General features: G+C 65.7%; 11 protein-coding genes. 2 read left to right on the forward strand and 9 right to left on the reverse strand.

Translation table 11 applies throughout. The annotated features are described in order from the left end of the window. The first annotated feature begins 222 nt into the window (after positions 1 to 222). A complete protein-coding gene (locus tag OTER_RS19800) occupies positions 223 to 2,448 on the forward strand; it encodes a response regulator (RefSeq protein WP_052300440.1) in 2,226 nt (741 codons plus the stop codon). Positions 2,449 to 2,539: 91 nt separating this feature from the next. Here OTER_RS19800 and OTER_RS19805 read toward each other — a convergent pair whose 3' ends face one another. From OTER_RS19805 to OTER_RS19815, 3 genes are all read right to left on the reverse strand, one after another. After that, positions 2,540 to 4,771, reverse strand: coding sequence for an AMP-binding protein (locus tag OTER_RS19805; RefSeq protein ID WP_158305491.1), 2,232 nt, complete (start codon positions 4,769 to 4,771; stop codon positions 2,540 to 2,542). 37 nt (positions 4,772 to 4,808) lie between these two features. After that, positions 4,809 to 5,477, reverse strand: a complete 669-nt coding sequence (locus OTER_RS19810; protein WP_012376725.1) for a hypothetical protein — start codon at positions 5,475 to 5,477, stop codon at positions 4,809 to 4,811. A gap of 160 nt (positions 5,478 to 5,637) precedes the next feature. Then, a complete protein-coding gene (locus OTER_RS19815; RefSeq protein ID WP_012376727.1) occupies positions 5,638 to 6,648 on the reverse strand; it encodes an AAA family ATPase in 1,011 nt (336 codons plus the stop codon). Positions 6,649 to 6,821: 173 nt separating this feature from the next. Between OTER_RS19815 and OTER_RS19820 the strand changes: the two genes are divergently transcribed. Beyond that, positions 6,822 to 7,985 carry a helix-turn-helix domain-containing protein gene (locus OTER_RS19820; protein ID WP_012374564.1) on the forward strand — a complete coding sequence of 388 codons (1,164 nt, stop codon included), beginning with the start codon at positions 6,822 to 6,824 and terminating at the stop codon, positions 7,983 to 7,985. A 201-nt stretch (positions 7,986 to 8,186) separates the two neighbouring features. Here the strand turns inward: OTER_RS19820 and OTER_RS19825 are convergent, their stop codons facing one another. The 6 genes from OTER_RS19825 to OTER_RS19850 are packed head-to-tail and all read right to left on the reverse strand — an operon-like array spanning position 8,187 to position 13,109. After that, entirely contained in the window at positions 8,187 to 8,855 is a 669-nt protein-coding gene (locus OTER_RS19825) for a c-type cytochrome (RefSeq protein WP_012376728.1), read from the reverse strand. Continuing rightward, positions 8,852 to 9,496, reverse strand: coding sequence for a cbb3-type cytochrome c oxidase subunit II (locus OTER_RS19830; protein WP_012376729.1), 645 nt, complete (start codon positions 9,494 to 9,496; stop codon positions 8,852 to 8,854). The genes OTER_RS19825 and OTER_RS19830 overlap by 4 nt, the downstream gene beginning before the upstream one ends. Continuing rightward, positions 9,493 to 10,899 (reverse strand): cbb3-type cytochrome c oxidase subunit I, encoded by a 1,407-nt coding sequence (locus tag OTER_RS19835; protein WP_012376730.1) that lies wholly within the window; start codon positions 10,897 to 10,899, stop codon positions 9,493 to 9,495. The genes OTER_RS19830 and OTER_RS19835 overlap by 4 nt, the downstream gene beginning before the upstream one ends. Further along, entirely contained in the window at positions 10,896 to 11,213 is a 318-nt protein-coding gene (locus tag OTER_RS19840; protein ID WP_012376731.1) for a hypothetical protein, read from the reverse strand. Before OTER_RS19840 ends, OTER_RS19835 begins: the two co-directional genes overlap by 4 nt. Then, on the reverse strand, positions 11,206 to 12,474 hold the full coding sequence (locus tag OTER_RS19845; protein WP_012376732.1) for a hypothetical protein: 1,269 nt from the start codon (positions 12,472 to 12,474) through the stop codon (positions 11,206 to 11,208). Before OTER_RS19845 ends, OTER_RS19840 begins: the two co-directional genes overlap by 8 nt. Then, complete coding sequence (locus OTER_RS19850) at positions 12,471 to 13,109, reverse strand: c-type cytochrome (RefSeq protein WP_012376733.1); 639 nt, start codon at positions 13,107 to 13,109, stop codon at positions 12,471 to 12,473. The genes OTER_RS19845 and OTER_RS19850 overlap by 4 nt, the downstream gene beginning before the upstream one ends. Between the last annotated feature and the right edge of the window lies 1 nt (position 13,110).

Below are 13,110 nucleotides of genomic sequence, written 5' to 3' on the forward strand. Positions count from 1 at the left end.
GGGGAAACTCTCGATTGCGCCCTGCGTCCCGCCGGCCCATTGTGCAAGCCGGGTCCATCCGGCCGGCTCGGTCACAAACGCCCGCGGGTTGCACGGTTTGCTTGAGTCTGCCGGGAATGTGCCGATAGCAGAAACAACTTCAAAAACAGCGCGTTTTTGCGCGCCCACGGAATGCCATCCACGCCGCCTCGTCCCCCGACCGCACGAAGCAACCGCGTCCTCGTGATCGACGACAATCCGTCGATCCATGAAGACGTGCGCAAGATTTTGTGCCCGTCGGTGACCGAGACCGGCAGCAATCTTGACGCGTTGGAGGCGGAACTCTTCGGTGCACCCGACGCGCCGGCGACCGCGAAGCGGGATATGCCGTCGTTTACGGTCGATTGTGCGCACCAGGGGCAGGAAGGGTTGGCCTTGGTGAAAAAAGCGACGGCCGAGGGCCAGCCCTACGCCATGGCGTTCGTCGACATGCGAATGCCGCCGGGCTGGGACGGAGTCGAAACCACGCTCGAAATCTGGAAAGTGGCGCCCGACCTGCAGATCGTCATCTGCACCGCCTACTCCGACTACTCGTGGGACGACCTGCTCGCGAAGATCGACGGCTCCGACCGGCTGGTGATCCTCAAGAAGCCGTTCGACACGATCGAGGTGCTGCAACTCGCCAACGCCCTCACGGCCAAGTGGAACCTGCTGCAGGAAACGAAGGCCAACGCGGACGAACTCGAAGCACGGGTGCGCGCACGCACCGCGGAGCTCGAGAGCGCGAACGCGCTGCTGCACGAGGAGATCGGCCGTCGGATGCTGGTGGAGCTCGATCTGAAACGCGCGAAGGATGCCGCCGAAGCCGCCGACCGCGCGAAAAGCGTTTTCCTGGCCAACATGAGCCACGAGATCCGCACGCCGATGAACGGCGTGCTGGGCATGGCCAACCTGCTGCTCGCGACGCCGCTCAATCCCGAGCAGCACGATCTCGCCGAGACCTTGTGCCAGAGTGGCGAAAGTCTGCTCACGATCATCAACGACATTCTCGATTTTTCCAAAATCGAGGCTGGGCGGATGGAGCTCGAAGCGATCGATTTCGACCTCGCCGACAATCTCGAGCTCGCGCTCGATCTGCACGCCGAAGCGGCCGCGCGCAAGCACCTCGAGCTCGTCGTCAACATCGACCCCGCGGTACCCCGGCACGTGCGCGGCGATCCCGGCCGGCTGCGGCAGATCCTCCTCAACCTCGTCGGCAACGCCATCAAGTTCACCGAAAAGGGCGAGGTCGTGGTCAAGGTCACCGTCGACCACAACTGGCCCAACCGCGTGCTGCTGCGCTTCGCCGTGACCGATACGGGCATCGGCATTCCCGAGTGGGTGCAGGAAAAACTGTTCCAGCCGTTTGTCCAGGCTGACACCTCGACGACGCGCCGATTCGGCGGATCGGGACTGGGGCTCGTGATCTGCAAGCGGCTCGCCGAGTTGATGTCCGGCTCGATCGGTGTCGAGAGCAAGCCCAACGAAGGCTCGACGTTCTGGTTCACCGTGGAGCTCAAGCACGCGTTTCACCCCGTCACCGTCGGCGTCGTGCCGTTGTCGACGCTGCGCGGTCATCACGCGCTGATCGTCGACGACAACGCCACCAACCGCTCACTGCTCAAACATCTCTGCAATGCCTGGAGTCTGCGGCATAGCGTGATGGAGTCCGTCGACGAAGCGCTGGTGGAACTGCATCGCGCGACCGCCGCCGGCACGCCCTTCGACCTGGTCATCACCGATCACCACATGCCGGGACGGGACGGACTCGATCTCGCAGCGGCGATCAATCGCGACACGACCATTCCGCGGCCGGCGCTGGTGCTGCTGACCTCTCGCGGCGAACGGCTCCCGCAATCGCAGCTCGACGAATACCGCTTTGCCGCCTGCGAGTTGAAGCCCGTGCACGCGCGCAGCCTGCACACGACGCTCGCCCGCGTCCTGGCCCATATCCGTCCAGGCGTGCCCGCCCTGCCCGACGGGAATGGCGTGAAACCCGCCGCTCCGCCGGCCAAGGAGGCCCGCATTTTAATCGCCGAGGACAACCCGGTGAACCAGAAGGTCACGCTCCTGCAGCTGCGCAATCTCGGCTACCCAGCCGACGTGGTGCCCAACGGCCGCGAGGTGCTTGAGGCGCTGCGCAGGAAAGCTTACGCGCTTGTCCTGATGGACGCGCAAATGCCGGAGATGGACGGCGTCGAGGCGACACGGAAGATTCGCGAAGCACAGGCCGCCGGCGACCGTACGATCCCCTCGCCGCTGCGCATCATCGCCATGACCGCGAACGCGATGACCGGCGATCGCGAACTCTGCCTCGCTGCAGGCATGGATGACTACCTTGCGAAGCCCGTGAAACCGGGCGATCTGCGAGACATGCTCGCGCGTTACCTGCCCGACGAGGCGACCGCGACGCCCGCCGTTTCCAGCTGAGCCATCCAGCGCGCGATCGTCTGTGCCCTCCGCGTGAGCGCGGGGATCTTGCAGCAGCGGTCCGTAAAATCGGACCCTGGGTTGACTCTGCCTACCCGCCCGCGCTTTGCAGCGCCAGCGCGCGGCAGCCTTTGATGTCGAGCTTCCCGGAGCCCAGCAGCGGAATGAGCTCCACGCGTTGGATGATCTTGGGCACCCAGAGATTCGGCAGTCCGGCCTCCAGCAGCCGCGCCCGCAGCTCCTCATTCGAGATCGGATCCCGCGTGAGCAACACCAGCGCCTCGCCTTTCGTCGGATCCGGGATGCTCGTCACGGCGATCCGCGGGCCCTCGTTCTGGTCGATTTTGAATAGCTCCGCGATCTTCTGCTCGATGGTGACGTGCGGCACCATCTCGCCGCCGATTTTCGAAAAACGCGACATGCGACCCTCGATGAACAGGAAGCCGTCCTCATCGAAACGTCCCAAGTCGCCCGTCACGAACCAGCCGTCCTTGAAGGCCGCGCGGGTCTTTTCCTCGTCGTTGAGGTAGCCGGAGAATACGTTCGCGCCGCGGAACAGCACCATGCCGGTCTCCGTCACGGCCAGCTCGCGTCCGGTGTCGGGATCGACGACGCGTGCCGTCATCCCCGGAAACAGCCGGCCGGTCGAACCCGTGCGCTTGCCATGCTGCGGCGCCGGCGCGGCGGGCTCCAGCGGCGGATCGGGCTGGTTTACGTTCGTCACCGGCGTGGTTTCGGTCAGCCCGTAACCCTGCAGGATCTCGATGTGGAAGGTCTCGAGGAACGCGCGATAAAGGTCGTCCGGCAGTTTCTCCGCGCCGGTCACGACGATGTCGAGTGACTTGAGCTCGCTCGGCTGGGCCTTCTTCAGAATCGGCCGGATAAACGTCGGCGCGCCCACAAGCACGGTTACCTGCTCGTCGCGAATCGCATCGACGATCTTGCGCGTGTCGAGCGGGCTGGGCACGGTCACCACGCGGCAGCGGCGCAACATCGGGAACCACAGCGTGACGGTGAACCCGAAGCTGTGAAACAGCGGCAGGCAGCCCATGAGCGAGCACACCGGCGGGAGGATTGGCAGCGACGCGATCTGCGAGCAGTTGGCCAGGATGTTGCGGTGGGTGAGCATCACGCCCTTCGGTTCGCCCGCGCTCCCGCTGGTGAACAGCAGACCCACCTCCTCGCGATCACCGATGTGCGGGATTCCAAGCAGCGTGGCGACCCACTGGTTCGGCAGCAGCCAGGCGGCGGCGAGCCACGGCAAAATCCGCTTTTTCCCGCACGCGGCGATCTCCCTGGTGATATCCAGCGTGCGCTCCGGCCAGGGGAAACTCGGGATTTTCGCGCGCATCGCCTCGGCCGAGATCACCGTGCGCACGTCCGCCATGCGGATGCACGCAACGGACGAGATGCTGCCGAGCGTGAAATTCAGGTTCACCGGCACCTTGCCCGCGCAGATCACCGCGAGGTTCGCGATGAAGGCGCCCGCGCCCGGCGGCAGGACGATGCCGACGCGTTTTTCCGGAATCGTCACCTTGATGCGGCGGGACAACGCCGCCGCCACGGCGAGCAGGGTCGCCGCCTTGAACGGCTTCCGTTCGGTCGTGCGATCGATCACGAGGACGTGGCCCGGCCGCTTGGCCAGTGACTGCACACACTCACGCGCCAGGTTCCTTCGCAGCACCGGCCGTTGATCGAAGGCGATCGCACCCTGGTCGAGCATCGCCTTCCGCGCAACCGCGATGCTGGCCTGTTCGGAGGGGATCGGGGCGCCGAAGGCGACGAACACCGGCGTGGGCTTCAGCCGCGGGGATTTCCAGAGATACTTGTTACCCGCAAAGGAAAACACCGAGCCCCACGCGCCGTCGATGCCGGCGGGAATCACCGGCACGCCCGCGTGGCGCGCCATCACCGAAAAGCCGCGCTTGATCTCCATCAGCTGTCCGGTGCGCGAGATGTGACCTTCGGGGAAAACGCCCACCAACTCGCCCGCTTTCAGGCAGCGGATAGCCTGCTTCATCCCGTCGATCGGATGGCGCGACGCGATCAGGATCGCGCCGCTGTGGCGCAGGAAAAAATCGAGCAGCCAAGGCATCCCCGGTTCGCGGAATCCGACAAACCGGATTCGGCGGGGCGATGCCATCTGCAACACCACGCAATCGACGTACGACAGGTGATTGGCGATCAGCAGCGCGCCCCCCGTCGGCGGGATGTGCTCGGTGCCGCTGGCGCCGACGCGATAAAGCACGCGGGCCGCGACCGCAGCCACCAGTTCGAGCCAATAAGGAAGATAAGAGCGCCGACGAAGGATCGGGGTAGACATGGACGCGGGACTAATGCCGCGCAGCGTCAGCATTATTTCAAAGCATTTTTTCCGCCGCGGGTACGGCGAGGGGATTCTTCCACCGACGCAAATCGCGCGCGAGTTCGCCGAAACCGCCGGGAAAATCCGCCTCGAGCCGCCGTGAATCGCCGGCGTGCCGTCGCACTTCCTCCAGCGCGCGTTGCATCTCGAACGGCAGGCTCGGCCGGTCCGTGCCGTAGACGCGCCACTTCAACTCCCGCCGCGTATACGGTGGGTGCCCGCTCTCCTGTCCCGCGAGCCAGGCGGCTTCGTTGACCGAATCATCGCGTCCGCACAGATACCACGCCTCGATCGCCGGCACCGCCACGCCGATGCCGCGCAGCACGCGCGTGCGCCCGTGGGCCGGAGGGAGCTTCTTCGTCGTGCGCCGAAATACGGCCCGGATCTGACACATCCGGCAGAGTGGATGGTGATAGTTGGGCACCTCGTGCTCCGCGGTGTGCACGACGGAGTCATCCGCGTCGACCACCACGACAAGCCCGTCGGCCGAAGTGTTGAAATGCAGATGTCGGATCACCGCCGGCAGCACTTGCACGACGTTGGGCCAGCCCCGCGCGCGCAGTCCGGCCTGGGTTGGCTGCAATGGTTCGCGCAAGACGCCCTCGACCAGCACGCGAATCGCCGCTTCATCCGCCGGCGACTCGCTTAGAATCGCGACGTTCATGAGCCCGCTTCCCGCTGGCAGAGCGCGACCGCTGGGCGCGCCGGGCATGCGATGATTCGTTCTCGTTCCTCGTTCTCTTTCTCGTCCTCCCTCCCCGCGCCCATCGGGTGTGAGCGCTTGCCTAGCAGAGAGAACGAGAAAGAGAACGAGAACGATGGGGTCATGATTCCTGCGGGGAATTCCTCTCCTCCGGCACCCCGCCCAAGATGCCGCTGAACCAGATATCGCCGAGCGAGCCTTCCTCGAGCAGTTGATCCAGATCGGACCGGTCGGACAACCGCTCGAAGTGCGCCTCGCGGCCATGCTTCTGCGTAATCACCACGTCCTCCGGATGCTCGCGAAAGAGATCGAGCAGATACGGCGAGTGCGTCGTCGCGACGACCTGCACCGCCGGGCGCTTCAATCCAACCGATTCCGGATAAGCGAGCCGATAGAGCGCATCGCGCAATTCCCGCAGTGTCCGTGGATGCACGCCGTGATCGAGTTCCTCCAGGCAGACGACGCTCGGCGGCTGCGGCATCGACGCGAGCGCGAGCACCGCAAGGGTGTGCAGCGTGCCCTGCGAAAGATCCTCGCCGCTCACCACGCCCACTTCGCCAAGCAAGGTGAACGCCAGCGCCACGTGATGGCCGGGGCGCGACTGCAGTTCGAACTTCGTGTATTCGGGAAACAGCCGGAGCGCTTCGGCCACAAACGCGTCGTAAGCGGCGCGCGCGGTCTCGCGCCAATCCGCGAGCACCGCGGCGAGGTTCGCGCCATCCGCCGCCAACTCGGCACCGGGTTGCAGCGGCGTCGGCGAGGCCATTGCTTCCGGATCGAAGGCAAACGAGCGGATCCGCTCAATCTCCGCCTTCAGCGCCGGCCAGTCCGGCGCGTCGGGCGGCGTGAGGTGGATGGCATCGCAGCGGTTCGAGTCGACACAGGCGAGGCGGACCTGGAGTCGCTCGAACGGCGCGGTGAACTGAAACACCATGCTCGGGCCGTCTTCGGTCACGTGAGCCGTGATAGGATCCATCGGCTCGAGCTGGGACAGCGTGCGCAGGTGCTGCAGCGCCTCGATGAGGCTGGTCTTCCCACTGCCATTCGGGCCCAGCACCAAGTTGAACGGCGTGAGCCGTACCTGCGCGTTGCGCAGCGCCTTGAACCTGCGAAATGCCACCGACGCGATCACGTCGCGAGCGTGTGCGCGCCGCGCTCCGAATGCAACCCCGCCGGGCCGGCTTTGCCGTCCCGGGAAAGCGGCGACCGAATACGCGTGCGTGGGAGCGCGGGCGTCCTGGCACAGTGCCACATATTCGTTTACACTTAGTGCCATAAATCCGCTGACACTTTTTCTGGGGTGCGATGCCCTGGAAGATCAAAACGGCGGAGCAGCAGCGTCAGGCTCTCGCTCGGGAGATGACGCGAGGCACGGTGTCGGTGACCGCGTTGTGCGCGCGGTTTGGCGTGAGCCGCACGACCGCTTACAAGTGGGCGGCGAGGTATGTGGCTCAGGGGGTAAACGGGCTGGTTGCGCGACAACCGGGCCGCCCCAAACAGGTGAGCCAGGCGTTGGCGCGGTGGCACGCGCGCGTGTTGCTCGCGCGTCAGGCGCGGCCCAGTTGGGGTGCGCCCAAGTTGCGGTGGTGGCTCGAGCGGACGCATCCCGGCGAGCGAGTGCCGTGTAGCCGGACGCTCCACCGGTGGCTGGTAGCCGCCGGTCGCGTGCACCAGCGACGTCGCAAGCTTAGAGCCGGACCGGGGCGGCCCGCCACCGTGCTCGCCGAGCGAGTGAACGCGGTCTGGACCGCGGACTTCAAGGGAGACTTTTACACCAAAGACGGAGCGTGGATCTTGGCTTTAACGGTGCGCGATCTGTACAGCCGCTTCATGCTTACGGCCCATCCCGTGCCCCGGCAGAGCGAGCCGGTGGTCCGCCGCGTGTTCGCGCGGCTGTTCCGCCGCTTCGGCGTGCCGCAGGCGATTCGGGTTGACCGCGGCACGCCGTTTTGCGGCAGCGGGCCGTATGGCCTGACCGCGCTGAGCCTATGGTGGCAGCGGCTGGGCATCGAAGTGCAGTTTGTCAGCCGCAAACGCCGCCTCGACAACAACGCTCACGAGCAGATGCACCGCATGCTCAAGGCCGAGGCCGCCACGCCCGTGTCCCGCTCCTACGGCGCGCAAGTCCGACGCCTGCAGCGCTGGTGCGGCCGGTACAACCACGACCGTCCGCATGAGGGTTTGGCCGGACGCACTCCGGCCAGCCTCTACCGCCCGAGCACCCGGCTGCTGCCCCGACTCGTGCCGCCACAGTACCCGCTCGGCTGCGTCACTCGCCGGGTCAGGCCTCACGGCTACGTGAAGCTGGACGGCAGCCATCGCCACATCGGTCGGGCCTTCGTTGGCCTGACCGTGGCGTTCACCCCTTACCGGCAGCTTTACCGCGTACACTTCGATTCCCTCCTGCTGGGCACGATCGACCCGCGGCTAACCAGATCCGGCCTCGTCCCCGTTCGTAGGTTCAGGTGAGGGAGGGGCTGCGCCCCTCCCTCAACCCTCCCCAAGCCTCATGGCTTCCTCTTCAAGACAAACGAACCCGGCTTGGTGCGAAAAAGTGTAAGCGGATTTATGTCACTCCACCTCCTGGCCCGCTTCAATTCAGCAAGAGCGCAACCAGCTGCGTCGCATCCGCCCTCCCCCGGTCTCACCGAGCCGGCTACAGCCGCACGCTTACTTGAACGCCTCCAGCTCCTGCTGGCTCCACTCCTTGCGGACGCCTTCTTTCGCGAGGACGGCAGCCACTTGATCGGCGGAAATCGGCTCGGCCTTGTTGCCCCACTGCTGCCGAATATACGTCAGCACCGCGGCAATCCGGTCGTTGTTCCAGTTGTAGCCTGAACCCGGCACCTTGCCGAACGCCGGCATCGCCGCCGCGCCGTAGGTTTTGCCTTCGACGACGAGCGGGCCCTTGAGTCCGTAAACCACCACGCGAATCAGCCGTTCGGGGTTGCCGTTCACCCACTCGGAGCCGGCGAGCGGCGGATAGATTCCTTCCACGCCCATGCCGGTGGCCTGGTGACACGTCGCGCACACCTGGTCGAAATTGCGCTTGCCGAGTACGAGCGGATCCAGCTTCTGCGCCGCGGCGCCGCCTTTGACCGGCTTCGCCGTTTCGTTGAACACCTCGGCGCTGTACTCGCCGGAGTAATGGTTCAGATAGGTGGCACCGTAGAAGATGAGTCCGCTGAAGATGAACAGCAGCGCCAGAGGCATCAGCCGGTAACGGCCACCCTCGCCGCCGGCCTTCTTCGCGGCCGCGGCTTCGTGCGCCTTCAGCAGGCTTTCGTCGCTGGCACCGGGCTGCTCGAGCCGCGGATCGCTGGGAAATGGATCGCTCATTGCTTCTCTGGCTCCTTCGGCGCCGCCGGCTCGACCGGCCGGGCTTCGGGGTACTCGTAGGTTTGCTTGAGGCTCAGGAGATACGCCACCAGCGCGCGCGCGCGGTGGGTCGGCACGACTTCTTGGCCCACCGGCGGCGTGAGGTTGCCGTACAGCGGCAACGCGTGATCGGATGGCTGACGATTCGCGATGGAGCGTTGCTCAAACAGGAATTTGTAGGACGGCATCCCGCCGGCACCGGCATAGAGCAGCTTCAGCAGGTCCTCCTCGTCATAGGGCGCCTTCCGTCCGCCGGCATTGGCGAGATCGGGGCCGACGCGGCTTTCGCCGAGATGCACGCGCGTCTGGTAAATATAATCGCGGGCCACGCTCTGGTGTTCGCCCCAGCCGCGCTCCTTGTCGGCGCCGAAACCGGGCCGCCGCACCTGCTGCGTATGGCACACCGCGCAACCGAGATCCGCGTAGACCTGCTGGCCTTGCGCGGCGAGGCCCGGTGCGCGCAGCGGAAAGGCCTTGCCCTCGTTCTCGTCGAACAGCGGCGCGAGCCGGGCAAGTTGCTGGTTCGGCCAGAGCACCACGCCGGCCCATGAGAAGACCAGCGCGGCAAACAAGCCGACAAAGAAGAGCAAACCGTTTCTCATGATGCTGAAGCCTCCATGGCGTGCGGCTCACGAATCAATTCGGCCGCCGGCGTCTCCGGCTTCGTCGTCCACAACCGCACGAGGTGCGCCGCCAGCACCAGATTTCCCACCAGCAGCAGCGCCTGCCCTGCGGCCGCCACGAGGAGCCACGGACGCGTGTGGGTCGCGATGTCGACCAGCGCCACCGCGGCGTTGTTGAGATCCCGGCCCTGCACGATGCCCGCCGCGGCCAGGCCGCCCACGAGCGCGATCACCCCGATCACGGCGGCCGCGTAGTGTGCGCGGATCAACGGGGTCGAGACCCACGGCTGGTTCGCGATTCGCGGGACGAGGAAATAAATCGCGCCCGTCACAATCATCGAAAACGCGCCCAGGAGCGCGAGCTGACTCTGCGCCTGGCTCATCCAGGTGAATTGGGTGACCTCGGCCACGCTTCGCAGCGACAACACCGCGTCGGCAAATCCACCGAGCACGTAGGCCGCGACGCCGAACGCGACGAACTTCAGCGTAAAGCCCGAACGCCGGAAGGCGCCGGAGAGGTTGATCGCCACCACCAGGTAATGGAAGGTGAGCACCGCACACGCGACGATGCCGATCGTGGCGATCCACGCGGGCACCGGCCCGCCGATCAGATGGCGGCCGCCGGTCCACGCGCCGATGACCAGCAGCGTCCAGAAGCCGAGGCCCGCAAAATCGTAGCTGGGAATCGCGCGACCCGTGATCTTAGGCACCAGATAATACGCCGCGGCCAGCGCCACCGGCGCCATCCAGAGCGTCCAGAGGCTCTGCGCGAACCACGCTTCCGCCACCGGCTGCAGCACGCCGCGGAGCGGCGCGACCACCAGCATCACGTGGGCCGCGGAGAAGAGCCAGGGGAAGAGAAACAGCGCCGCGACCGCATACCATTGCGCGGCGAACATCGGCTTGTGCGCGCGTCCCGTCCAGGCGAGCACGCCCGGCACGGCGATGGCCGCAAACGCCGCCAGCAAAAACCACTGCACATAAGCCGGCATCCGGAGCAGCACGATCGAGGTTCCGTGTCCGCCCGCGATCCCGCCGATGGCGAGGGCGACGCCGAAGTTCCAGAAGAGCGTGCCCACCACCACCCAGTTCAATGAACGAAGGGGCGCGCCGCTGAGCCGGCCGAGCAGCCAGAGGGCCACGGCGAATCCGGCGTTGCCCGCCCAGCCGTAGACGAGCGCCGTCTCCTGCATGCCGCGCACGCGGCCGTAAGTCAGCAGCGCGCAGTCGGCCAGCAGCGCCGGGTCGAGCGTCTGCGCGTAGTTCAGCAGCGCGAGCGCCCCGCCCGCCAGCGCCCAGAGCACGGCGAACGCGAGCAGCAGCGACAGCGGGAACCGCGCGGTCGAGTCGACTTCGCTGATTTCAGTCTGAGCAGAGGTCATTGCGGAGGCTTCTGATATTTCTGCAGCGTCAGCTCCATCGCGCGATCGAGCGGCAGCTGCACCACGCCCGCTTTCTGGTCGACCCAGCCGTAGCTGCTGAGCTGCTTCGCTTCCTTCGCGTGCAGCTCGGCGAGCGCCTCGCGACGCTGTTTCTCGGTGCGAATGCCATCGTCGGGAAAGGCGCCGGTCTGGCGCGGCACGTAGACGTAGTAGACCACCACGGCGAACAGCGCGAACAACACCAGGACCCCGAGCACGCTGATCAGCGGCGCGCGCGGCGACGTGGGCGCGGAGGAAGCAGGATGTTCACTCATGATGCTGGAGGGATTCCGCGATCCGCGGATCGCGGATCGGAATGAGTTTGGTGGTGGGGAAGCTCTTCAGGTACGCCCAGACACAGACGCCGCCCACGCCGACGACGGCACTCAGCACCCAGAGGAGATTCAGCGACAGGATCGGCCAAGGATCGCCGTGCGCATCCTTCAGCGCCGGCAGAATGTTGTAGCAGATGTCGACGAGGATGATCGCGAGATTCCACCAGGCGATCCGGCGGATGATGTGTGGCGTGACCTTGTAGCGGTAGGACAGCAGCAGGCAGAACGGCAGCACGAAATGGCCGAAGAGGATCACCAGTCCGACATACCACCACTGGTTCGTCGTGCCGTCGTGGTTCAGTTCGCGCAGGTTATACCAGAACGTTTCCTCGGGCACGTTGGCGTTCCAGATCAGGAAATACTGCGAGAACGTCACGTAGGCCCAGAACACCGTGAACGCGAGCATCAGCTGGCCGATGCTGTGCAGGTGATTCTTGTTGAGGACGCCCGCGTAATCGCCGCGGTAGGCAAGCCAGACCATGATGATGACGCCGAAGCACAACGCGCCCCGCACGCAGTTCGCGAAGAACCACACGCCATACATCGTGGAGAACCAGTGATATTCGAGTGACTTCGCCCAGAAGATGGCGGCGAATGTCAGCGTCAACGCGACGATCGGCAACCCCATCGCCGCCGTGACGCGATTCTTGATGGTCCACTTCACGTCACCATCGGCGTCCTGCGTGAACGAGGCCTTCCGCAGCCGCGCCGAGAGCCAGATCCACAGGCCGTAGAATGCGAGCGTCGAGACGACGAACACCGGGAAATTCAGCAGCCCCGACTTCTTGAGGTAGAGCGGGTCCTGGCCGACGGTGTGCCCACCGTGCAGCTCGTGGCCGAGATCCATCCAGGGCCAGATCAGGCCGCGGTTGAAATACGACACGATCAGCAGCGGCAGGAAAAGGATCAGCAGCCACTTGAACGCGGAGAGACCGTGCTCCCACTGGCGGCGAATCACCACCGACCACGATGCGTCGAAAATATGGTGGATCAGCACCATCAGCAGCATGCCGATCGCGATGGCGGTCCAGTAGGTGACGGCGACGAGCCACGACAACGCAATGTGCGCGGGCGGGGAGATGAAAAGCCCGGCCGCGGTGATCGCCATGCCGATCAGGCCCACGACCAGCGCCCGGCCTGCCAGTGAGCTCGTGGCCGTCGCGGGGGCGACAACAGGAAGGGTGGCAGCGTGAGTGCTCATTGCAGGCCGAGAGTTTGCTTGGCCGCGGCGTCGTTGACGTCCGCCGCTGTGCCCATCTGCGCGCGTTGTAGCGCACGCACGTAGAGGATCACGGCCCAGCGCTCCTCGGGGAGCAGCTTGTCGGCATACGGCAGCATGTTCGCCTTGCCGTGCGTGATCGTGTTGAAAATTTCACCCTCCGCCATGTCGCGCAGCCGCGGATCATGGTAGGTCGGCGTGGCACCCATGCCGTATTGCTTGGTGATGCCATTGCCGTCGCCGGCGGCACCGTGGCAGGGCTGGCAGTAGATCTGGAAGCGTTCGCGGCCGTGCGCCATCAGTTCGGCGTTAACCGTGACCGCCGCGGGGAACCCGCGCAGCCAGTTGCCGTCCGCCGCGCGGCCGAGATCGAGCGCATCGTCGTTCCGCAGCTGTCCGCGGGCAACCGTGTGCTGCGGGATCGGACGGTCGGCGCGACCGTCGGCGAAAAACGCGCTCTCGCGCTGCGGCTTGTAGAACGGCTGGTGCTTCATGCCCGGGAAGGCCCACTCCGGGAAAACGTCCATCGGCGGACGTGTGAATTTCGTGCCGCGCAGTCCCAGGAGGGAGAACAGCAGCACGACCACGAAAGCGGTGACGAGGTAGACGTGGCGCATG

This window comes from Opitutus terrae PB90-1, from assembly GCF_000019965.1.
In the GTDB taxonomy this organism is placed as follows: domain Bacteria; phylum Verrucomicrobiota; class Verrucomicrobiia; order Opitutales; family Opitutaceae; genus Opitutus; species Opitutus terrae.